Below are 22,223 nucleotides of genomic sequence, written 5' to 3' on the forward strand. Positions count from 1 at the left end.
TTAAGTTACCTATGATGGCCTATCAAGTTACCGACGACTTTCTAGTAATGGCAGCTAATGTATCGTTCGATGGATTGTACTTATCGTATGAACGCTTAAATCATTAAACGTCTAAAACCATGCTAAATAAGGTCTAGACGTTTCTTTATTATTCAATAATCTAGTTAATAGAAAAATGAACATTACTTCTTAAATAATACTGTGCATTAGTATAAACCAAATAGAGAGTCTAGCTGGAGTTAGGACAAGCTAGATTATTTTGCCATTTCCCAGCATTGCATTAATTGATGAATGCATTCCTCGATTTTTTCTAAGGGGATGCCTCCAAATCCTAACAGGAATGTTGGATACTTATATTCGATTGGTTCTATCAGATAATCGCTTAAAGGATAAATGGAGATGTGGCTTTTTGCTGCGATAGCTTTTAACTCATTTTCACTTTTTTGCAAGGGAAGGGAAATTAAAATATGCATCCCGGCTTGATCTCCAGTGATGATGACTTCAGGATAATCTGTTTTAAAGATATGGGTCAGTCTATCAAGTTTTTTACGGTAAATTTTCCGCATCCGATTTAAGTGTTTTGAAAAATAACCGTCTCTCATGAAGCTGGCTACTATATGCTGATCGAATCTAGGGACAGTTGCCGAATAATAACTGAATGTTTCCTTATATTTCTTCAGCAATGTGGAAGGCAAAAGAAAATAGGCCAATCGCAATGAGGGCATTAATGACTTGGTGAAGGTACTTAGATAAATCACCTTGTCGTTTTGGTCCATCCCGTGTAAGGCGGGAATGGGTTTACCGGTGTAACGAAACTCGCTGTCGTAATCATCTTCAATGATATAGCGAGTTTTACTTTTTGCTGCCCACTGCATTAACTGTGTTCTCCTTGTGGCGGAAAGAATCGCACCTGTCGGAAATTGATGAGAAGGTGTAATATAGACTACATTCGCCATTGTTTTTTCAAGCTGTTCCACTATCAATCCGTCTTCATCAACTGGAACAGGGATCGTTTTATTTTGCAGTTGAATTCTTGGGCTTGCTGAATAGCCAGGATTTTCAAGGGCTATGGTTGAATCTTTTTCAAGCAACCGTAAAATCATGGGGAAGAGTTGTTCTGTTCCTGAACCAATCACAATTTGTTCTGGCTTACATACAATCCCTCGTGATTGATAGAGGTATTTGGCTATTTCCGCCCGTAAAGTGTATTCCCCTTGTGGTTCTCCAATCTGTAGCAACTCCTTTGACGGTGTATCAAATAAATTTTTTGCATACTTTCTCCACTGGGAAAAAGGAAAGGAATCTGTATCGATTTTTCCAGGATGAAAGTCAATTCGGATCATTTCTTTCCCTGTATCCTCTATAGGTAACTCATCATGTTCTGTTTCAATATAAGGCAATTCATTTATATCCTCTACAAAAAAACCGATCCGTGGTTTTGAGACAATAAATCCCTCTGCAACTAGCTGAGCATATGCTACTTCGATGGTTGTTTGGCTGATATTTAAGAAATCGGCCAATTTTTTTTTGGAGGGGAGTTGCATTCCAACTTCAATTTGTTGGCTTAAAATAGCAGATTTGATTCCCATATAAAGCTGCTCATATAAGGGTTTTGTTGTGTTTTTATTCAATTCAAACATAAGCATATCCATTCGGGAACTATCCTTTCTGACCATGTTATTTTTATAAAAATTGACACTTTTTATATTGTCAGATTTTATTATACTAGTAATCATGAAGAAGAGGATATTCTTTTTTTAACTGAAAAACAAATACTCGAAGGAAGAGGAGAATATGCATGTATACGACTAAACAAAACAAAACGAGAATTCTGGTTCTCAATGCACTTTTTATTACTTTAACGTTTCTTGCTACAATGTTTATCAACATCAGGCTGCCATTGATGGGAAATGGGGGGCTAATCCATTTGGGTAACGTGCCGTTTTTGATTGCTGCATTTCTTTTTGGCAAGAAATCAGGTGCGATTGTAGGCGCTTTTGGAATGGCTTTATTCGATATTATGTCAGGCTGGACATTATGGGCTCCATTTACATTTATTATCGTTGGTACTATGGGATATATAGCTGGACTTATCGCGGAAAAGATGCCCGGCAAAAAGTCTTTTGTATATATACTGGCAGTTGCAGTTGCCATGATCATCAAAGTTGTCGGCTACTATTTTACAGAAGTGATCCTTTATGGCAACTGGATCCAGCCATTCGGTTCCGTGCCAGGTAATATCATGCAACTTGTCATCGCCGGCATCATCGTCGTGCCACTTACAAAAGGGTTTGAGCAACGGATTCTTAAGAGTGTCCATTAAGAGTGCCTGGCACCACAAAAAGACAAAAGGTATTAAAATGTCCTTTCTGAGAGGACATTTTAATACCTATAAATAGTGTGCCACTCATTAACCAATTTGTTTTGGTATTAGAAAAATTCATACAAGCCTTCGTCAAAATATCGAAATTCATCTATGGTAATCTGATAGTGTTTATAGCCTGCATAAAACGCTTCTTTAAACTTTTTATTATGAACAAAGCTTCTAATGGCCAATGCTTCATCATAGCGAGGATCACCAACTGTCATGCCAGCGACATCAATGAACTTTGTTGCAGCACCATTCACAACAAGAACATTGTCTGTTGTGCAATCTCCATGTATAATCGTTTGGTTTATTGGCGCTGGCTTGTTATTTTTCAACAAAGTGAGAAGTTCAATGGATCCTTCTGTCCATCCTTTTTTTACATAATACTCTGCTTTTAGGAGACGTTCAGATAGCCATTCATTTGCATAATGGAAAGGATCCAATATTTCTGTAGTATGCAGTTTATGTAAAAGTCGGCCAAAGCTTTGAACTAAAGCACATTTCTCTGTGTCTGTTTTTGCTTGGTTTAAAGCTGCCGTTAAGGTAATCCCTTGTTCATAGGACATGATTAAATGACTGCTGGCTTGTTCCTTTAAAAAACCATAGTAATACGGAACAGGAATAAATTCTTTCCCGATTAACTTTTCTAAAACACTTGCTTCTGTCTGTAGCCAATCGCGATATTTTTCTTCAAAAGCACTTTTTAGTATATAGGTGCCACTTCTAGTTTCCACTTGATAAACGGTTGAGGTACTGCCTTGTTCAGCAACAAGAGAAATAGATGGAAGTGATCCAATTATTTTCTCTAGTTGCTTTAGTGGTAACTTCAATTCATTCACCAGCTTTCTATTATTCTATTTTTCATGGTCGAGAAAAGAGCAAAAGAAGAATGCTTGATAAATAGGTCACTAGAATAATTTATAATAATATTATTATGTTAACTAGTGTTTTGAGGATATTTTTTCAAGCATAGCCGCCAAAATGATGGAAGAGTGCAATAATTTATTGCACTCTTCCATCATTATCCTTTTTGCGAAACATATTTAAAAGCAAGTCACAGATTAGATAGACAATGACAAATGCAATAAAAACGTTGTACCAAAGAGTATCAATGTTTGTTAAGATTAATAGAAGACCTAAACCAGTAATCAAAATTTTTATCAATAAATGTAACTTATTCATTATGAAACACTCCTAACCATTTTTTTTAATAAAAGTAACCCCGTTTAAACAAATTAGTAGTAATAACTCTATCAAAGAAAAAACATAAAGAGCTAAAAATAAATCAAAGTAGAATTCTCCTTTAGGAATAAATTCCGTCTTATCTGTTAGCAATAATTGGAATAGAAGGAATATAAGCGTGACGAAAAGGAGTAATACATATATACATATCCAGTGATGATAAAAACTTATCTACCAGTTACTGCGCTAAATCCATAAATTTATAGGCAAAAAAATAATGATAAAAAAGAAAAGCTGTAAAAGAAAATCGATATCGTTCAAATAAAAGAACAAATACAAATGTAGGCAAAAAATAGCGGCATTTATTAGTAAGATGAGTACGTATGATTGCGTTTGCGGCAAATAAACATCTCCAGAAAAAATCTATTATAATTGGAAATCAAGGTTCATTCTAAAAAATTGAAGTAACAAAAGATAAGGACATTGCCGATAAGGCCGCTAATTTGAATGACTCCTTTTTTTAAGAAACCAAAGTTAATCCCAATGAGAGGAAGAAGCCAAAGGAGTATAATAGAAAGAGTATTGGGAATAGAGAAATCCATAAAAAATTCAAGGATATAAGCCATCAGCAATATAATAAAAATAACAAAAGATCCAACGCCAAAGAAAATCTGTATTATATCATCTCCTTTCCTATTTTGTTTAATATTACCATATTGTTGTTTTTTCGGAAATAGAAGAAAGCAAATGTCCTTATTTGATGGCTGTATTTGCAGCTTTTATAAAAATGAGAAGGAGCTTGATAGATAAATGCCTATATATTTCACCAACCAAACAATCGAAGTGGTAAATCAATTAAATAAAACTGGCTATTTAACTGGAAACGCAGAATTTGTAGATAAAGATTTTCTTCCTGCTTATAAATGGATGATAGAACAAATGAGTAAGAGGCTGAATCATAATGGTTCCTATCCTATTTGGGTGTGGACGACCAAACCAAATTTACAGAGGGAAGGACATTTTAATAGAGGAACAAAAGCTGTATGTTTAACAGTCGAGATACCAAAAAATCAAATTCTGTTTTCTGATTTTTATGCTTGGCATTGTGTGTTAAATAACGGTTTTTGCCCTATGACTGAGGAGGAAGATACTTTATTCGACGAGGGAAGATTAACGATTACAAAGGAACAAAGCTGGGAAAGAATTTTCGATTTAGCTAAATTGCGTAGCTCAGAAATGTGGAATAACGGGGACCAAGTTGTTCAAGGGGTGACACCCATAATCCAGAAAGAACAGATTGTAAATATAGAATATTTTATTGCAAAATAATAGTTTTATCGAAATAAAATCATGGATTAAAAAGAGGAATTAGCTTCATTCTATGGAATTTTTTAAATAACGTCATAGACTGGGAGAAAAAGATGAAAAATATATTAGTGCTAGGCGGCACCCGTTTTTTTGGAAGGAAGCTTGTGGAAATGCTTTTGAAAGAGGGACACCGTGTTACGATTCTGACTCGGGGGACAGTAAGTCATCCCTTTGGCAACGAAGTGAAACATATTATTGCTGATCGTTCTAGAAAGGAACAATTACAACATCATTTCGCAGGTCAAACCTATGATATTGTTTATGACAATATCTGTTATACGCCTAATGAAGCAAAAGACTTTTGTGAAGTATTTAATGGTAAAATTGGAAAGCTGGTGTTTACTTCCTCTTTATCTACTTATTCTGTAGATGGAAACGAAAAAAGGGAGGCAGATTTTCATCCATACAACTATCCTATACAACTTGACAAGAACGAGTTTGTTTATGATGAAGGAAAGCGGCAGGCAGAAGCAGCATTTTTCCATTATGCAGATTTCCCCGTTGTTGCGGTAAGATTTCCAATTGTGTTAGGGGAAGATGATTACACGCGCCGACTGCATTTTCATGTTGAGCGGATTCAACAGGATAGAATGATCGGCTTTGTAAATACGGAGGCAGAAATGTCCTTTATTCTTGCTTCGGAAGCGGCCGCATTTTTAAAGTGGGCAGGTTTTTCAGAGGTGGAAGGGCCATTTAATGCGACAGCAAATGGGAAGATTACAATGAAAAAATTAATCCATATAATCGAAAAGGTTACAGGGCATACTGCAAAAATTACCCTTGACGGAGATGAAGAAAATTTCTCTCCGTATGCTATTCCTGCATCATGGTATATGAATACGGAAAAGGCAGAAAAAGCAGGATTTACGTTTACGAATCTGGATGATTGGCTGCCAGCTTTGATTAAGAAGATTGCAAAAGATAATAAAAAATAATGCACTACTGAAAATTTACAAAATAGGATAAAAACGTACCGAAGAAGAAATCCTCCGAGAATAAGACCATATTTAGTGTATGTCTTATTCTCGAAGGATGTTTTTGTTGAAAGGAAAAAGGAGAAAAGAAATTAAAGGAAGATACCTATTATAAAATGGTCTGTTCCGATTGCTAACAACGGAATTATCAATAATAGAAAAAATTTAGTTGATAGGATAAGTCATATACAAAAGATAAATAGCTCTACAAAAGCAATTTTCGGGATACTAGCAGTTGCTTTGTCAACGCAAGAATAGATGTTTATATTTTATAACACTTCCCTCATCTGTAAATTTAACTAAATACAAATTGACATATCGCATTTTTTAGATATAATAAAAGACATGAAACCTATTGAAATCTTTAAAGCCTTATCAAATGAATCAAGGCTGCAAATTTTACACTGGCTAAAAGAACCTGAACGTCATTTTGTACCCCATGAAGGGATTGATATGAGAAAAACAGGGGTATGCGTTAGTCAAATAACAGAGCAATTAAAAATGACGCAATCGACAGCTTCTCAATACCTAAATATACTTTTGCGAGCTGGTTTGATTAAGACAGAGCGTATTGGAAAGTATACGTATTACAAAAGAGATGAAGAAGCAATAAAAAATATTGCAGCTATTTTGGAGCAAGAGATCTAAAGTAAATGTAACTGAATTCTCTCGGAGAATTCAGCTTTATTTACGCTAAACATATCGACATATCACGATATGTTTATAATTATGATTCTCATATCGTCTTTTCTAGATATGTGAATATATTATACGAAGGAGAGATTATTTTGTCTAACACATTTAAAATTTATATTTTAGCACTTATTAGTTTTTTAGTTGGAACATCGGAGTATATTATCTCTGGTGTATTGGATAACATTGCAGATTCACTAGGAATTACTTTGGCGGCTGCAGGACAATTAATAACGATATTTTCACTTGTCTATGCAATCTTTACACCCATTCTTATGGCACTTACGGCAAGCATGGATAGACGCAAGCTTATAATCGTATCATTAGGCTTGTTTGTGATAGCAAACATACTTGCATTCTTATTGCCAGGTTACACGTTATTTGTTTTCTCAAGAATAATAATGGCACTAGGTGCTGGAATGGTAGTTGTTACAGCTCTGACTATCGCGGCAAAAATAGCACCTGATGGTAAACAAGGTAGTGCAATAGCTACTGTAGTCATGGGCTTTACAGCATCTTTAATCATTGGTGTTCCTCTAGGGCGAATTATTACAGATGCATTTGACTGGAAAGCAGTATTTGGCGGAATTGCGTTACTTGGATTATTAGCGATGATCATCATCTCATTTGTAATACCACCAACAAAAGGGGATGAACCGGTTCCATTAATACAACAACTTTCTCTACTAAAGGATCGAAAAGTAGCGATTGGTTTATCCATCACCTTCTTTTGGCTTGGCGGGTATTCAGTTGCTTATACCTATTTATCTCCTTACCTTTTGAACATTTCGGGTATCCATGAAAAATTATTAAGTGGTGTTCTGCTTATATTCGGAGTTGCTAGTTTATTCGGCTCGAAATTCGGTGGTTATAGTACAGACAAATGGGGTGTATCACGTACATTAATAGGTTCAATGCTACTACACATTGTTATGCTTATTCTTTTATCATTAATCACGCACATTTATGTTGGTGTTGTAATCATCCTAATATTGTGGTCCTTTGCTGCGTGGACATCAGCTCCAGCACAACAGTTCAATTTGGCAACCATAAAACCAGAATCATCAGGTGTACTTCTAGGACTAAACCAGTCAATGATGCAATTATCGATGGCTGCAGGGGCAGGAATTGGTGGGATATTTGTAGAAAAAGTATCGCTAGGTTCCATAACCTGGGTAGGAGTACTTGGATTAGCTATAGCTATTTTTATGGTATTAAAGTCTTCTCGTGGCAGCTACATAAAAAGTTGAAAACAAGGTGAAAGGAACAAAAGATTTCAAGTATAATAGGTTTCTCTTTTAGAACACAAAAAGGAAAAGACAATCCAATTAGATATGTAATTAACATGAAAAACGACCGGATTTCTGTCTGGCCGTTTTTCATATCCTATATACGTCAATAATAAGAAATAAAATGGAATAGTAACGACTAATAAAAAATCATTATTTATAATATTGGCGTAGTTTGCAAGTGATTTGTCGCGGTTTGCTAGTTACAAGACATTATCGGGGAGGTATTATTAAACGGTACCATTTGTAAAGAAGGACACAATTACACTTAAAACCTACTAATGTAAATAGAGAAAGGAGGCCCATATATGACGTTGTATGCTTCTGACCGTATTAAAGTTCCGGCAGGATTTTGGACAGGATTAAGTCAATTGGGGATAGACGCTCTCGATGTAGTTCGAAAAGCACAATTGCCATTAACCATTATTTCTGATTCAGTTGTCACCACAGCCCAATATTTTGCGATATGGCAGGCTTATGCCGCTCTCATTGATGACACTGCGAAAGGAATCATCAAGCTTGCGACATCCTTTGAAACAGATCATTTCCCACCGACTGTCTTAGCAACTTACCATGCTCGTGACTACCGTGATGCCTTAAAGCGGATGGCTAGGTATAAACAACTGTGCCCTCCTGAAAGCTTACATATTACCGAGGAAGGGGAACACTGTACAATTGAAATAAAATCATTGCATAGTGAACAACCCGGTCTGACCATATTAATTGGTATTACGATGGCATTTCTTCTCGAACTGGGACGTCGGGGTACAGGTCAACATTTGACAGCAAGCTTCGTAGAATTTTCGACCCATTCAATTGGCGACCTACAGTTACTTGAAGCTTACTTTGGCTGCCGAATTCAGCTCGGTACAAATTGTAACAGGTTGACTATACATCGAGCAGATCTAGATCGTCCCTTTGTCTCATACAATGCAGAATTGCTAGAGATATTAACTCCCGTACTGGAACAGTCGTTGAATGAGCAGGCACGAGGACCTTCTATTACTGAGACAGTCAAGTGGATCATGAAACGCAGCCTAACAGGAGGTCGCCCTGATATTCAGACTATTGCGAGCGAGTTAGGGGTAAGCGATCGTACCTTGCAGCGGCGGCTTATGGAAGAAGGCACAAGCTTTAAGCATTTGTTAACAAAAGTTCGACATGAGCAGGCAAAAGAGTACCTGGCAGACCCCTCACTTGATATTAAAGAGGTCGCCTTTTTAATTGGATATGAAGACCAAAACTCCTTCTATCGAGCCTTTCATCTTTGGGAAGGCGCTACTCCTTTAAAATGGCGCACTGAATATTTCGGTTTAAACTTGATTAATTGACCGTTTACTTTTGGAACTGTATTAACAGTCGGATAAGTATTAATAATAACTAGAATTTACTTAAAACTAAAAGGAGCAATGGATTATGCAGCTAGATTTAAAAAATAAAACAGCTTTAGTCACTGGATCATCAAGAGGGATCGGCAAAGGAATTGCCATTGAACTAGCAAAAGAAGGTGTTAATGTACTAATTAATGGCCGAAATTACGAGGAGGTGGAACAAACTGTAAATGAAATTAAACTAGAGTTCCCTGATACCTTCCCTCAAAATGCCACTGTTGATATAGTAGATATTCAACAAAGGGAAGCATTATTTAAAAAGCATCCTCAAATTGATATTTTAGTTAACAATATGGGGATTTATGAAATAATGAAATACGAGGACGTCAACGATGAAGTATGGGAAAAGTATATCCATACCAATGTTCTTGCCGCAAATGGATTATCTAAATTTTACTTACCGAAAATGATAAAAAATAATTTTGGTAGAATTATTTTTATTGCGAGTGAAGAAGCAGTTATGCCTTCGGGACAAATGCCGCAATATTGTATGACAAAAACAATGCTATTATCATTGTCAAAAAGTCTATCTAAATTAACAATAGGAAAAGAAGTCACTGTTAATACGATTATGCCAGGTCCAACACTCTCCGAAAATGTTCATCAAATAATTGAGGGGATGTATCCTAATGAAGATATGACATTTTCAGAAAAAGAGAAAAAATTTATGACTACAAATCTACCTCAGTCTGAAATCCAGCGATTTATCAGACCAACTGAGATAGGTAGATTAGCTGCCTTTATATGCAGCCCTTATGCATCCGCCTTCAAAGGTTCTCCGATCCGTATGGATGGAGGTATGGTACCGACTATTTTCTAGCACCTTTATTAAACAACTCTTCGTCAAATATCAAGAGGGTATGCTTTCTTTTTCTGTTTCGTGTTGTTTACTGAAAATCACTCTTTTACTATTTATGCGAACTGCGCACCACTATTATTTTAAAGCCTAATATTTATACATAGTGCTTTTGTGAATAAAAATAAACAATTAAAATGTTCTATTTGTACTAAATAAATTGAAACTAATGAAAGTCTTGAGGTTGAACTAAAATTGTCCAACCCAGCTAAAATGCTTATGAAGTTTTTGAATGCATCACTGTGCAAGCATACTAATATTACTCTGTTCAGTATGAAAAAAGGTGAGTTTTTTAACTCATCTCAGACTGTAGACAAACTCCTGAATTTTGGAAATAGAAGTTTGAGTAAAGTATATTTATTAATCTCTTTGAATTTAGACGTTACTTTCCGCTCCGGGGGTTCGCTTTCCGTGGGGCTCGCGCTGAGCCGCTTCGGCTTACAGCCTGCAGGGTCTCAGACTGTCTCGCTAATCCCACAGGAGTCTCACCCCCTCCACTCCAAGCAACGCATGAAAATGCATTTTTACTTCTCCAATATCTTTTTGTCGACAAGCTAAGGTGAGTTTTTTAACTCATCTTTTTCATCTCCTTATGTCGCAAATTTATTAATTCAATGTATTCTAAAGCACAAAAGAACATTTTTCATTGTTCCAGAAAAGCGCTCTTAACGTAAGATTTGATTAAAAATATGTTTTTCTGGACTTTTCGTTCCGAAAACTTTATACTACTTTATATGAATGGGGGTGTTATAAATTGGGTAGAAGGATTAGCTTTAATAAAGAACAGGCTTTGAATAAAGCTATGTATTTATTTTGGGAAAAAGGCTATGATGCTACATACATATCAGATCTTATTGAAAAGATGGGAATAAGTCGATCAACACTCTATGAGAGTTTTGGAGATAAGGATGAACTATTTAAACTGGTTTTAGAACATTATAAAAACTATGGCCGCCAAAAAAGAAATTTACTTTTTAGCGGAATAGACACTAAAGGATCACTTAAATCTTTTTTTTATCAACATATTGAAAAATGCTATTCAGATGACAATCCAAAAAGTTGTATTATAACTAATTCTTCACTGCTTATTGGACATATTGATCCTTCCATAGAAGAAATACTTATAAATGATTTTAATGAATTAGAAAAAGTATTTAAGCAAGTCATTGAAGAAGGAAAAAAGAAAGGAGAAATTTCACAAGAGGCTGACTCTGAATTAGTTGCATATTCTTTATTAAGTTTAAATCATAGCATTAATTTAATGTCCAGATACAAAAAAGAGAAAAATCTAGCCTATAATCTAGTGGATAAGACTATTGCAGACCTATAGTCTTTCTTTTTTTAGTATTTCGGAACGATCGTACCAAAATAAACAAAAGGATTGATAAAATTGATTAAAAAAACAAATTTTCTAATTTTCATTTTGGCAATTAGTTGCGGATCACTTGCTGCTAATATTTACTATGCTCAACCAATCGTACAGTTCATTGCAAAAGATCTAAACATCTCTTCTAATTTATCAGGATTGCTCACTACTTTGACCCAAATTGGATATGGATTGGGATTATTTTTTATTGTTCCAATGGCTGACTTATTTAAAAGCAAAAAAATAATTACTATTCTGATCGGGCTAACCGTTATTTCATTAATTGGTACACTGATTTCTTCTAATGGAATTGTCTTTTTGTTATTAACAATCATCATTGGTATTGGGGCCTGTGCAGCTCAAATATTAGTTCCGCTAACTATAAGGATTGTACCTGTTGGGGAGACAGGTAAATATGTAGGTAAAGTGATGAGTGGTTTATTGATTGGAATTATGATTGCTCGTCCACTATCTATCGGAATAACTGAATGGTACGGCTGGAGAATGGTTTTTCTATTTTCATTAATAATCCTTGTTGCTGTATTACTGATTATTTTAAAATTTTTGCCTAATTATGAAGTTGTATCAAATAGTAACATGTCATATTCCAATTTAATTGCTTCTATGGTGAAGCTGCTAATAAATACTTCTCCTTTACAACAAAGAGCTTTTTATCACGCATGTTTATTTGCAGCATTTAGCCTTTATTGGACGGTACTCCCAATTTTATTAAGGTCTGAACCACTAGATTTACCAAATAACGAAATTGCATTAATTGGATTTGTTGCAATTGCTGGCGCTTTATTAACTCCTACTATTGGTAAACTAGCAGATAAAGGCTATATTTTTGCAATGACTAATGTATCAATGGCACTCGTTCTATTATCTATCGTACTATTATTTTTTGTTCAAGATCATTCACCATTGAGTGTGATTCTGATCTTAATCTCAGGCATTAGCATCGATGTTGGGGTATCAGGAAATTTATTATTAGGTCAAAAAGTTATCTTTAGTTTGAATCCCGAGGAAAGAAATAGACTTAATGGATTATATATGACTATTTTCTTTTTAGGAGGAGCATTTGGTTCATGGATTGGAAGTTATTCATACTATAAATTTAATAGTGAAGTACCATTGCTCATCGGAACAGCTTTGCCTTTAATCGCGTTATTAGTTCATTTAATAAAAAATAATACAATCAATATATCAAAAAACAATAGTAAAAATATATCCTGATTATCTTAATGCCTCCAAAAGCTAGAGTCAGATTCTAATTTTAGGACGGTAGTAGCGATATTTGCTAACTCAGGAGCATATTATTACTTATCTTTATTCGTTAGATCAAGGAATCCTTAAAGAATAAGGTAAGGGAAATGAAAACGCCCGAATTTCTATTTCTCCTTTTGAGGCGGGTGCGAGAGCCAGTTAATCGGTCACGCCTCAAAAGCTGAAATTAGAAATGATGGCCAATGACGAGTTTAATAGATATCCTCAAGGAATCTGGTTTGCATATAAACTTTACAAAATTTTTTTAAACAGCTGCATTAAGATAGATCAATTTTAACAGTTGCTACAGGAGAGGATTATTTTATTTACTGACCATGCTGTTGAACATATAGTTTATAAGTATACTAAATCATTTGTACAAACTGGTGGGGATATCCCTCTTGTTATGGAATCAATTAGTCTGATATATTACTCTACATAAATGCGACTAGGGAAAGCTAAGACTTGCTGGAGACCGACTATTTTTAGTTAGATAAGTTTTTTTATATCATTAATCACCTGTAAATGCATGCCTTCGTGAAAAATCGTACGAACCAGCACTTGTTCGATTGTATGCATGCCCATATCAATTGGTGGATATTCTTTTTCGAGAATAGCTCCATATTTCTCTAATATTGCTTGTGGTTGTGATTGCAAAAGTACTTTTAATTCCGTAAAAGAAGGTGTCTCCACTGTAAAGTTGGCTGGCGTAGTACCGAAACCAAACCATTGATTGAATTGTTTTGAGATAGCAGTGGGTACTTTAGTCAATGCCTCAATCCATAATAACTGGTCAACGTATAGGTGACCAAGATTCCAGCGGATATTATTCCTAAAGCCCGCTGGAATGATTTCTGCTTGTTCTTCTGTCACCAATTCAACAGTCCCTAAAAGTTCCTTTCGATAGGTTTCTAATTGTTTAAGCAAAACTTCCTGACGTGGTTTCATTTTATCCACTCCCTAAACATTAATTTACTCTAAACATTCGCTGTTTTTTTGTTTTTTCCTGCACTGGAAGAATAGAGATTTGTCTAGCGGAAATACTAGAAAAAACAGAATTACAGTTAGGAGAAGAACAATGCCTCGCAAGGATGTAGAGATTAGTGAAGAAGTAGAAAAGGAACAGACGAATACGAAAAAGAAAGAAGGAGAAGAAGATAAATTAAACCGGATGCTGGCAGCCGTATTGGAGTATATTTCCGATGATGAAGTAGAAGAAATCGACATTGATTACATATTGGATCAGACAGAAGGACTACGCGACTGGTGGAATCAATACCGAGAGAAAAACCGCAAACGCATGGAGAAAGAAATAAAAGAGTCATTAGGGGAATTATCCCTTGAAGAATTGGAGAAGATACGGGAACAAATAAAGGCAAAGCAATAAAAAAAATGGTTTTCATCGTCACTGTTGAAAACCATTTTTTAATTTTTTTATTAAAAAAGCAGAAAAATGTGGATGTGAACAGCATTTTCCTTTGATAGAATAAGAGAATCGAATTGGTAGATACAATATTAAGAAATTCTTAAGAATTTTGCTTGGCAGATGTTAAGAATTTTTTTCTATGATAGAGACAGCGAAAGAGAGAGAAAGCAGGTGGTTTTAAGGTGGAGAATGTCAATGTGCTCGTGGTGGACGATGAAAAAGAAATAAGAGATGCTATTGAAATTTATCTTAAAAACGAAGGGATTACGGTATTAAAAGCAAGTGATGGAATAGAGGCATTGGAGATTTTAATGGGAGAAACAGTCCATTTAATTTTAATGGATATTATGATGCCAAATTTAGATGGAATTTCGGCTACTTATAAAATTCGCGAGCAAAAAAATATTCCGATTATTATGCTGACAGCCAAAAGCGAGGATACAGATAAAATATTGGGATTGCAAATAGGGGCAGATGATTATATCACAAAGCCATTTAATCCAATGGAGCTTGTTGCACGAGTGAAATCGCAGTTGCGAAGATATGTAACACTTGGCACCTTTGATGGTGTGAAGAAAAAAATAGACCTTCATGGATTAACATTAGACCAGGAGGCGAAAGAAGTTGCGGTAAATGGAGAAAGTGTAAAGCTGACTCCGATTGAATATAAAATTGTTGTTTTATTGATGAAAAATGCAGGCAGAGTATTCTCGATTGCAGAAATTTATGAAAGTGTTTGGAAAGAACCTGGATACAATGCCGAAAATACGGTAGCAGTACATATACGAAAAATACGTGAAAAAATTGAAGTGGATCCAAAAAATCCTCGCTTCTTAAAGGTGGTGTGGGGCATTGGCTACAAAATCGAGAAGTAAAGGCTTTTTTATTGTTTGGACACTGCTTATTACACTCGCGCTGAGTGGAATTGTATCTGTAGATATGTGGTTTAACCGTTATTTACACACGGATTTTTATCAAACATCGATATTTCAAGAAAGAATGCAATATTATAAGGATCTTCTAAGTGAAAATGAGTTATATTATGTTCCGATTGAAGAGGCAAAGAAAAAAATAACCGTATCAGCTAAAGAAATAAATGAATACCGTTATTATTATGGTGATTTAAATGAACAAATTCAAAACATAAAAAGTCAGTATGAAGAGCAAATTCAGACCGCTAAAGAAACAGGAAGCTCAGAAGCAGAACAGCTATATACAGAAGAAAGAGATAAGAAAATAGCTGATATTACGAAAAATTTCCAAAGTGATGAATACGTAGAAGATAAGATTAAGAAAGAAAAAGCAAGGCAATTAGATGAATACTATCAAGAATTACAGAATAGAGAATATGAGTATAAAGACTGGACTGATTCCTTCCTTTTTTATTTTGAAAATAACAAAACTGGAAAAATAGTAACAAATGTTGATCTTGCACCTGGCGAAACGATTGAGAGTAAGCTGAAACAGAAAAAAACAAAATTTCTTAGCGATATCCATATAGACCCAAAAGATGAGTGGGAACAGCATTATATTTCCATAAATTCTCCTTGGTATGAGTTTGGTGATTCCGATGATGTTGCTATAGAAGTGTCTATTCTAAATGACATCAAGAAGAATATCGGCAGCTTTGAAGGAGTTATTGCGGTTCCTGAAAATCTAAGTGCCAAAAGTATGCTGCATACAGACATGGATAATTATAAAACGCAACAAAAGCAAGTGATCTACTTTAGTGTTATTAGTATCATCAGCCTAGTTGCCAGCTGTATTCTCCTTTTAACAAAAAGAAGAAATTTAACACAATGGGAGTTCCCATTTTATAAGAAAATTCCTATTGATATTGGGATTATTTTTCTCCTTATAAGTTTAGCTGTTGCTATTATAGGTGTATGGGGAGTAAATGATCAAATAGAATTAAATTTATATAATGACGGCTCCTATTGGAAGGAAATTATTTTATTTGGCTGTTTAGCTTGGCTGTTTATATCCTTGTCCTTTATCCAAATGTCTCTATTATATAAGGAAATAGTAAAAGGCGATAAATCAATTTGGACAAAAACATTTGTTGGAAAATGTGTTAAAACAATCGGAAAACCAATGCTGCTATTATTTTCAAGTAGAAGTCCATTGACTAAATTAATCCTTTGTTTAATGATTGTTTTCGCGCTAGGATTTTGTTTAATGGCAGTGATTGTGGAACCATTTTTTGTGTTGTTCTTTCTTATTGCGGTCATAATTATCGGCATACCAGCCATCCATTATTTAGTGAAAAATGCAAAGTCTCTAGGTCAGTTAGTTCTATATACAAAGGAAATCAGGAGCGGTCGAAAAGTAAGTGACTTAGATATAAAAGCATCTAGTGAACTTTCAGCATTAGCAGAGACAATCAATACACTAAAAAATGGCGTGATTTATTCCCAAAATGCTCAAGAAAAAAGCGAACGCCTAAAAACAGAGTTAATTACGAATGTCAGTCATGATTTGCGAACACCTTTAACATCAATCATCAATTACACGGAATTATTGAAGAAAAAAAATCTATCTGAGGAAGAAAAAGAGGGATATCTAGGTATTATCGATCGGAAATCCCAACGATTAAAAGTACTAATTGATGATTTATTCGAGGTTTCGAAAATGGTCAGCGGCAATGTGGAATTAAAGAAGGAAAAAATAGACTTAGTGCAGCTTTTACAGCAAGCGTTAGGTGAATATGATGAAACAATTAAAGCGACAACACTTGATTTTCGTGTAACCAATCAAGAACCGTCGATTTATGCAACTGTAGATGGTCAGAAGCTTTGGAGAGTATTTGATAATTTAATAGGCAATATTTTGAAATATTCTTTAGAGCATTCACGTGTCTATATTTCCATTAAACTAGAAAAAGACCAAGCTATTTTGCAGTTTAAAAATATATCTAAGTATGAGCTTGACGATAATCTTGATGAATTATATGAGCGTTTTAAACGAGGGGATACATCGAGGCATACAGAAGGATCAGGTCTAGGACTTGCGATTGCGAAATCAATCATAGATCTACACCAAGGCATGATGAAAATCGAGACAGATGGCGATCTATTTAAAGTTACGCTCGCATTAAATCTAAGCGATTTGTAGTGAAAAGAAGTATGAATAAAAAACAAGCAGCCAAGCTGTATGCCTTAATATTTCCGATTACTCGCAATAAAAAGACAGCAACAAAAATAGTAATGGAAATGCTTCAGGCCGATGATAACCTAGGAGAGAAAGAATTAGCCCGCAAAGCAGTTAATAGAGCCATTGAAATGGTGAGAAAATAAATACGAAAAATACTTTCTTTTCAACTAGAAAAGGAGGTATTTTTTTGTAGGAGAAATTTATGGTAAAATAATGGAAAGATTGCAAAAAGTCGCAAAAAAAGAAGGGATGGGGGGAAAACACTTGACTCAAAATACACAACCGCAATATGCGCCGCCTAAACATATTGTTTCGGCTGCTTCGATTGTCATCAATGAACAAAAAGAAATCTTATTAATCAAAGGACCTAAAAGAGGCTGGGAAATGCCAGGTGGCCAAGTGGAAGAGGGTGAGTCCCTTAAAGCTGCCGTGATTAGAGAAACAAAAGAGGAATCAGGAATTGATATTGAAGTAATAAAATTTTGTGGAATCTTTCAAAATGTCAATGGTTCTATATGCAATACATTATTCTTAGCTAAACCGGTTGGCGGGGAATTTACTACATCACCAGAAAGCTTAGAAGTAGGATTTTTCCCTATTGAGGAAGCGCTCAACATGGTGAAATATAAGAATTTTAGACAAAGAATAGAATACTGTTTGGATGAGAAGCGACAACCTTTTTATGTAGGATTTTAAAGAGATTAAGATTTAAATAGAAAGGCAGTGAATGATGAGCAGCTATAAAGCAGTTCTATTTGATTTAGATGATACTTTGCTTGATAGAGATAAAGCAGTAGAAAAGTTATTTTTCATTCTGTTAGAAAAGTGTTATGTAGATATTAGTGATTCCTTAAAAAGGGAAATGTTGTTAGAATTCAAAGAACAGGACAAGCAAAGCTACGGTCAAAAAGATAAAACAAAAGTTTTAGAATCATTTTTTGCTATGTTTCCACCAAAATACAGAATTCCACATAATGACATATTAGCTTTTTGGAATAAGCATTTTCCCTATTGTTTTTCTGTGAACCAAGAGAGAATAAATATAGTAAATAAGATAAAGAATAAAGCGAGGGTAGCAATTATCACAAATGGTACAATCCATAGACAAAAAGCAAAAATTCAGAACACCAATTTACATAGCTATTTTGATCCAATTATTATTTCCGATGAAGTGGGATTGAGTAAACCAGACAAACGTATATTTGAACTGGCTTTAAATATGCTGAATGTTCAGCCAGAGGAAGCATTATCGTTGGGGATGACATAGAAATAGATATAAATGGTTGTCAAAATGCCCATATAAAAGGTGTATGGTTTAATCCTCGAAAGATCAAGAATCCTACCGAGATTATGCCATTTGCCGAAATTCATTCTTTTGATTGTTTATTAAATTATTTTTCATAAGATAATAATGTTTGTTTCAGAAAACAGAAGTAGACGTATCCTTCCATAAGGATTGGCACACATTTTTTAAATGTACCTGCTTGAAAATGTAAAAGGGCTGAACCATCCGGTATAGAAAAAAGGGGGATGATCCCTTTTTTCTTACAATAAATAACTATCTATTTACCTATAAAACAAACGCAAAATAAGCTTCTTCCTGCTCAGTATCCTCGAAATATTTAATGCCCATATACTGAAAACCAATTTTGCCGAGTACATCTAAGGAAGCCTTGTTCTCAATACTTGCAGAAGCAATTACTTTTTGGATATTCCCTTGCTCTTTTGCGAACGTTAAACAGGCAATGCCAGCTTCTGTAGCGTACCCTTTATTCCAATTAGCTTTGGAGAAATGGAAAATAAGTTCAGCTTGATCAACAGATTCTTCAATATTAAAGCCTGCTGCTCCAATAACTAGATTGGTTGTCAAATCAATAACGCCATAAACGGAAAGGCCAAAATCTTTTTGGCATTGCTGATAAAAGTCAATAACTTGAGGCAATAATGCAGAAGAAGTGCTGCCACCACAATATTTCATAACTTCTTCATTTCCCCAAAATTGTTCACATGCATCTATATCTTCTATTGTTAATAAACGAAAACCTAGTCGCTCACTTGCAAAAAGTAAATCCAATAAAAAAACTCCTTTAAAAAATTCTAGTGTTTATCTTAATCATTTTAGCGTATTGGAGCCCGTTTATGCAAAATTAAATTGCCTCAGACCGCACTAGTAGAGATATTGTAGACCGAAAAATAGAGGATCGTAAAAAGTCACAAGGATAACAAATTATATACAATTAGAAAGGTAGAATGGGTTCTTAACGGTTAGCAAGAGTCAAACTATTTGAGGAAATTAGATAGGAAAATCGCAGTTAGATCAGAAGGTTGCAACAAACCATCAAGTGGGCGATAACCTTCCACTTGATGGAAGTTATAATATATTATGAAGTTTCATATTTACTAATAGAAGTTGTGATACTTTCAGCTAGTTGGGAACAGTCTCCTTCAAACATGTGAAAAGTTAAAGAATGTAGTAAATGGTCGAATTGATCATGTGGAGATCCTTCATTGCTTATTTCGGTAGACCAATTAATTTTAGGGATGGAAATAACAAACGAATCAGTTGTTTTCATGATGTATAGTTTCGTATCTTTTAGTCCATGTTGGGCAATATCTTCTAATAAAGTAATCATTTCAACAACCTCCCCCCTATTTTTATTTCCATTATACTCCTTTTTTTCGACGTAATTTTCCAAAAATAGAAAATTTAATAAAATTGTTAAAGGATTGTTATGTTTGAAATAAAAAGAGGGAGGATTATTTTGTTATTCTTATCGAGAAGAAGAATTTAATCATGATAATTTTTAACTCATTATAAGTATCTTATTGAAAAAATGGGATATTTTGAAAAAATGAAACGGTAAGAATTATCGTGAATAAAGAGCCAGCAGATGTTAATAAAACGATTTTGCGATTGTTTTGTTCTTTCGATGGCTTCAAAAGCTCATAAATTTGTATAGACCATACAGCTATTGCGGCTAATGCAATAATAAAGATAGCGGTACTATTCATATTTTTCACTCCTCAGGACAGTTTTTTATGATCTATCATTTGTAGAAGAGATGACTGTCTATTATAAAGCGTATTACTTTAAAATCAATTTTATCTTCACAAAAGTCATCTTCATCATATTCTACGGATTTGATAGAAAAATGGTTTCATTTTTTTAGTGCCATGTTTTGCTATGGAGAAAACGCGAAAGTTGTAGAGAAGAGAAAGCACGAGAAATCAACTTTTGAAAAGGTTAATGTTTCAAACAATAGCAGACTGTTATATACTTATAGTTCATTATGTACGTTTTTTACCAGAATAAAAGGATAAGACTAACTAATGATACGTAATATATAAGAAAAATCGGAGTTGATTTTATGAGTAAAGCTAAGGCTAAAGGTAAAGGCGGTACAGGCAGAGGAACAGATAAAAAAGGCTGGAATCGTTGGCAGGCTAGTGCCAATAAAGCTAAGAGTAACAAACCCTATAAAAGCAAAGGGGTTAAGAATCGTAAAAATACAGAAAATACTAGCAATCCTGCTACAACCGAAAAAAAGAACTAATCTCCATATTTAGGATTTCTTACTGAATAGATAAAGTAGCGATGCTTCCTTTAGGAAGGATCGCTTTGTTTTATTCGCCAATGGTAAGTTTTCTTGTACAAGAAAACTTACCATTGGAATGTCATAACCATTTTGCTTTAATAATATGTTTGACAGATGGCATTTCAATAATTCCTTCTCCAGAAGTAAAATGTCCGCCAGAAGGTAATAAAATAAAAGGAATTTCAAGTTTATTTGCTAAGGAATTCGAGATTTGCCAATCGATGATTTTATCGGTTCTGGATGAAATAAAAAAGGATGCTTCGAGTAAATGCTTGATTTTATCCAAATTTAATTCTTGCATATAGGGATCAAATTGTGGGAACGCTGCAATGGGTTCTGCAAATCCAGAAACAAAAATAGCCCCTTTAATTTGTACATTATGACGTAAAAGGTATCTTAAAAACGTAATACAGCCTAAACTGTGGCAAATAAAATAAACATTGTTCGGTTCTTTGATAGCTCTATCTAAATCAAGATCCCATTGCGTAACATTTGCAATTGTGGCATCTGTATAGTCCACTATTTGTATATGGAAGGAATTCTTAAATTCTTTTTTTATATCAGAAAGCCAATTTATTTTTGGTGATCCGCCATATCCATCAATCAAGTATAATTTATTCATTTAATCTTCTCCTAATACTACGATCTAGAGTAATAAAAAAATAACATAGCGTATTCCACCAGAAGATATTTATAATTTCAGTTCTCCCTTTTTGATCGTTAAAAAACGGTTATTCCAAATAGATTCATGATGGTCAATAATATTATCTGCATTTAAAATAGAGCCGTTAATGGTGCTATGAGTGTTTTGATAAAGGAGATTTTGCTGAAATCCCAAGCTATAGGCTGCTCTGATAGTAGTATCAAGACAAAACTCCGTTTGTGCACCAGCGAAAATAAGCTGTTCGATTGCCTTGCTTTTTAAATACTCTAAAAGTTCTGTTTTGTAGAATGCATCCCATTTTGATTTTTTAATTATCTTATCAGTAGTAGATAACAATAGATTTTGATGCAATTTCCAATCGTTCTTGCCCTCATAAAGCGCGGACTGCTCATTCGGATCTGTATGCTGAATAAAGATAACCTGAATATTTTTTTCATGTGCTTGCTTGATTAGTATATTGATGTTTTTTACTAGTTGAATTCTATCGTATAAATAGTTTTTGGGATGGTTAAAGAAAATTTCTTGCATGTCGATGATTATAAGAGCCTGTTTCATAAAATTCCACTTCCTGTTCGTTTCTTTTAAAGTATAGCAAATTGAAAAAGAGCTATACAAGGATATTTAAGATGGA

At 34.4% G+C, this 22,223-nt stretch carries 24 protein-coding genes and 1 pseudogene; 16 read left to right on the forward strand and 9 right to left on the reverse strand.

Translation table 11 applies throughout. From position 1 onward, the window contains the following. Positions 1 to 254: 254 nt before the first annotated feature. Positions 255 to 1,652: a MocR-like pyridoxine biosynthesis transcription factor PdxR gene (gene pdxR, locus NX902_RS10935; RefSeq protein WP_171509571.1), complete on the reverse strand. Its 1,398-nt coding sequence runs from the start codon at positions 1,650 to 1,652 to the stop codon at positions 255 to 257. A gap of 146 nt (positions 1,653 to 1,798) precedes the next feature. Between pdxR and NX902_RS10940 the strand changes: the two genes are divergently transcribed. Next, positions 1,799 to 2,323, forward strand: coding sequence for an ECF transporter S component (locus NX902_RS10940; RefSeq protein WP_123257558.1), 525 nt, complete (start codon positions 1,799 to 1,801; stop codon positions 2,321 to 2,323). A 107-nt stretch (positions 2,324 to 2,430) separates the two neighbouring features. On the opposite strand, the gene NX902_RS10945 is transcribed toward NX902_RS10940, so the two are convergent. Both NX902_RS10945 and NX902_RS10950 read right to left on the reverse strand, forming a co-directional pair. After that, on the reverse strand, positions 2,431 to 3,207 hold the full coding sequence (locus NX902_RS10945; RefSeq protein ID WP_249878638.1) for an aminoglycoside phosphotransferase family protein: 777 nt from the start codon (positions 3,205 to 3,207) through the stop codon (positions 2,431 to 2,433). A gap of 163 nt (positions 3,208 to 3,370) precedes the next feature. After that, positions 3,371 to 3,550, reverse strand: a complete 180-nt coding sequence (locus NX902_RS10950; protein WP_095328347.1) for a hypothetical protein — start codon at positions 3,548 to 3,550, stop codon at positions 3,371 to 3,373. Positions 3,551 to 4,360: 810 nt separating this feature from the next. Here NX902_RS10950 and NX902_RS10955 point away from each other — a divergent pair. From NX902_RS10955 to NX902_RS10990, 8 genes are all read left to right on the forward strand, one after another. Continuing rightward, positions 4,361 to 4,879 (forward strand): DUF3841 domain-containing protein, encoded by a 519-nt coding sequence (locus NX902_RS10955; RefSeq protein WP_163185624.1) that lies wholly within the window; start codon positions 4,361 to 4,363, stop codon positions 4,877 to 4,879. A gap of 92 nt (positions 4,880 to 4,971) precedes the next feature. Beyond that, positions 4,972 to 5,853: an NAD-dependent epimerase/dehydratase family protein gene (locus NX902_RS10960; RefSeq protein WP_163185621.1), complete on the forward strand. Its 882-nt coding sequence runs from the start codon at positions 4,972 to 4,974 to the stop codon at positions 5,851 to 5,853. 384 nt (positions 5,854 to 6,237) lie between these two features. Beyond that, complete coding sequence (locus tag NX902_RS10965; RefSeq protein ID WP_047940192.1) at positions 6,238 to 6,540, forward strand: ArsR/SmtB family transcription factor; 303 nt, start codon at positions 6,238 to 6,240, stop codon at positions 6,538 to 6,540. 140 nt (positions 6,541 to 6,680) lie between these two features. Next, positions 6,681 to 7,835 (forward strand): MFS transporter, encoded by a 1,155-nt coding sequence (locus NX902_RS10970; protein WP_163185618.1) that lies wholly within the window; start codon positions 6,681 to 6,683, stop codon positions 7,833 to 7,835. Between the two features lie 347 nt (positions 7,836 to 8,182). Continuing rightward, entirely contained in the window at positions 8,183 to 9,205 is a 1,023-nt protein-coding gene (locus NX902_RS10975) for an AraC family transcriptional regulator (protein WP_171509572.1), read from the forward strand. Between the two features lie 85 nt (positions 9,206 to 9,290). Then, positions 9,291 to 10,085 (forward strand): SDR family NAD(P)-dependent oxidoreductase, encoded by a 795-nt coding sequence (locus tag NX902_RS10980; RefSeq protein WP_123257561.1) that lies wholly within the window; start codon positions 9,291 to 9,293, stop codon positions 10,083 to 10,085. Positions 10,086 to 10,875: 790 nt separating this feature from the next. Next, positions 10,876 to 11,451, forward strand: coding sequence for a TetR/AcrR family transcriptional regulator (locus NX902_RS10985; RefSeq protein ID WP_095328354.1), 576 nt, complete (start codon positions 10,876 to 10,878; stop codon positions 11,449 to 11,451). A gap of 60 nt (positions 11,452 to 11,511) precedes the next feature. Further along, the gene (locus tag NX902_RS10990) at positions 11,512 to 12,723 is read left to right on the forward strand and encodes an MFS transporter (protein WP_341160727.1); all 1,212 of its coding nucleotides are present in this window, start codon (positions 11,512 to 11,514) and stop codon (positions 12,721 to 12,723) included. A gap of 519 nt (positions 12,724 to 13,242) precedes the next feature. On the opposite strand, the gene NX902_RS10995 is transcribed toward NX902_RS10990, so the two are convergent. Beyond that, a complete protein-coding gene (locus NX902_RS10995; RefSeq protein WP_095328356.1) occupies positions 13,243 to 13,701 on the reverse strand; it encodes a DinB family protein in 459 nt (152 codons plus the stop codon). Between the two features lie 130 nt (positions 13,702 to 13,831). On the opposite strand from NX902_RS10995, the gene NX902_RS11000 reads away from it, so the two are divergent. The 6 genes and pseudogenes from NX902_RS11000 to NX902_RS11025 all read left to right on the forward strand — a co-directional run bounded on the left by NX902_RS11000 (position 13,832) and on the right by NX902_RS11025 (position 18,736). Continuing rightward, a complete protein-coding gene (locus NX902_RS11000; protein ID WP_095328357.1) occupies positions 13,832 to 14,140 on the forward strand; it encodes a hypothetical protein in 309 nt (102 codons plus the stop codon). 221 nt (positions 14,141 to 14,361) lie between these two features. Beyond that, on the forward strand, positions 14,362 to 15,054 hold the full coding sequence (locus NX902_RS11005) for a response regulator transcription factor (RefSeq protein WP_095328358.1): 693 nt from the start codon (positions 14,362 to 14,364) through the stop codon (positions 15,052 to 15,054). Further along, positions 15,032 to 17,293: a histidine kinase dimerization/phospho-acceptor domain-containing protein gene (locus NX902_RS11010; RefSeq protein WP_341160728.1), complete on the forward strand. Its 2,262-nt coding sequence runs from the start codon at positions 15,032 to 15,034 to the stop codon at positions 17,291 to 17,293. Before NX902_RS11005 ends, NX902_RS11010 begins: the two co-directional genes overlap by 23 nt. Before the next feature lie 11 nt (positions 17,294 to 17,304). Then, a complete protein-coding gene (locus NX902_RS11015) occupies positions 17,305 to 17,475 on the forward strand; it encodes a hypothetical protein (protein ID WP_172859271.1) in 171 nt (56 codons plus the stop codon). Between the two features lie 121 nt (positions 17,476 to 17,596). Then, positions 17,597 to 18,028 carry an NUDIX hydrolase gene (locus NX902_RS11020; RefSeq protein ID WP_172859270.1) on the forward strand — a complete coding sequence of 144 codons (432 nt, stop codon included), beginning with the start codon at positions 17,597 to 17,599 and terminating at the stop codon, positions 18,026 to 18,028. Between the two features lie 34 nt (positions 18,029 to 18,062). Further along, positions 18,063 to 18,736: pseudogene (locus tag NX902_RS11025) on the forward strand (HAD family hydrolase). Positions 18,737 to 18,902: 166 nt separating this feature from the next. Here the strand turns inward: NX902_RS11025 and NX902_RS11030 are convergent. The 3 genes from NX902_RS11030 to NX902_RS11040 form a co-directional block, all read right to left on the reverse strand. Next, entirely contained in the window at positions 18,903 to 19,406 is a 504-nt protein-coding gene (locus NX902_RS11030; protein WP_095328361.1) for a GNAT family N-acetyltransferase, read from the reverse strand. A gap of 307 nt (positions 19,407 to 19,713) precedes the next feature. Further along, a complete protein-coding gene (locus NX902_RS11035) occupies positions 19,714 to 19,965 on the reverse strand; it encodes a YueH family protein (protein ID WP_095328362.1) in 252 nt (83 codons plus the stop codon). A gap of 190 nt (positions 19,966 to 20,155) precedes the next feature. Continuing rightward, the gene (locus tag NX902_RS11040; RefSeq protein WP_095328363.1) at positions 20,156 to 20,344 is read right to left on the reverse strand and encodes a hypothetical protein; all 189 of its coding nucleotides are present in this window, start codon (positions 20,342 to 20,344) and stop codon (positions 20,156 to 20,158) included. Positions 20,345 to 20,700: 356 nt separating this feature from the next. Between NX902_RS11040 and NX902_RS11045 the strand changes: the two genes are divergently transcribed. Then, entirely contained in the window at positions 20,701 to 20,886 is a 186-nt protein-coding gene (locus NX902_RS11045; protein WP_095328364.1) for a DUF3934 family protein, read from the forward strand. A gap of 121 nt (positions 20,887 to 21,007) precedes the next feature. Here the strand turns inward: NX902_RS11045 and NX902_RS11050 are convergent, their stop codons facing one another. Beyond that, on the reverse strand, positions 21,008 to 21,550 hold the full coding sequence (locus NX902_RS11050) for an RBBP9/YdeN family alpha/beta hydrolase (protein ID WP_163185603.1): 543 nt from the start codon (positions 21,548 to 21,550) through the stop codon (positions 21,008 to 21,010). A 69-nt stretch (positions 21,551 to 21,619) separates the two neighbouring features. Continuing rightward, positions 21,620 to 22,147: an isochorismatase family protein gene (locus NX902_RS11055; RefSeq protein ID WP_095328366.1), complete on the reverse strand. Its 528-nt coding sequence runs from the start codon at positions 22,145 to 22,147 to the stop codon at positions 21,620 to 21,622. Positions 22,148 to 22,223: the final 76 nt, after the last annotated feature.

It is taken from the genome of Niallia sp. FSL W8-0954 (genome assembly GCF_038005605.1).
GTDB classification, from domain to species: Bacteria; Bacillota; Bacilli; order Bacillales; family Cytobacillaceae; genus Niallia; species Niallia circulans_A.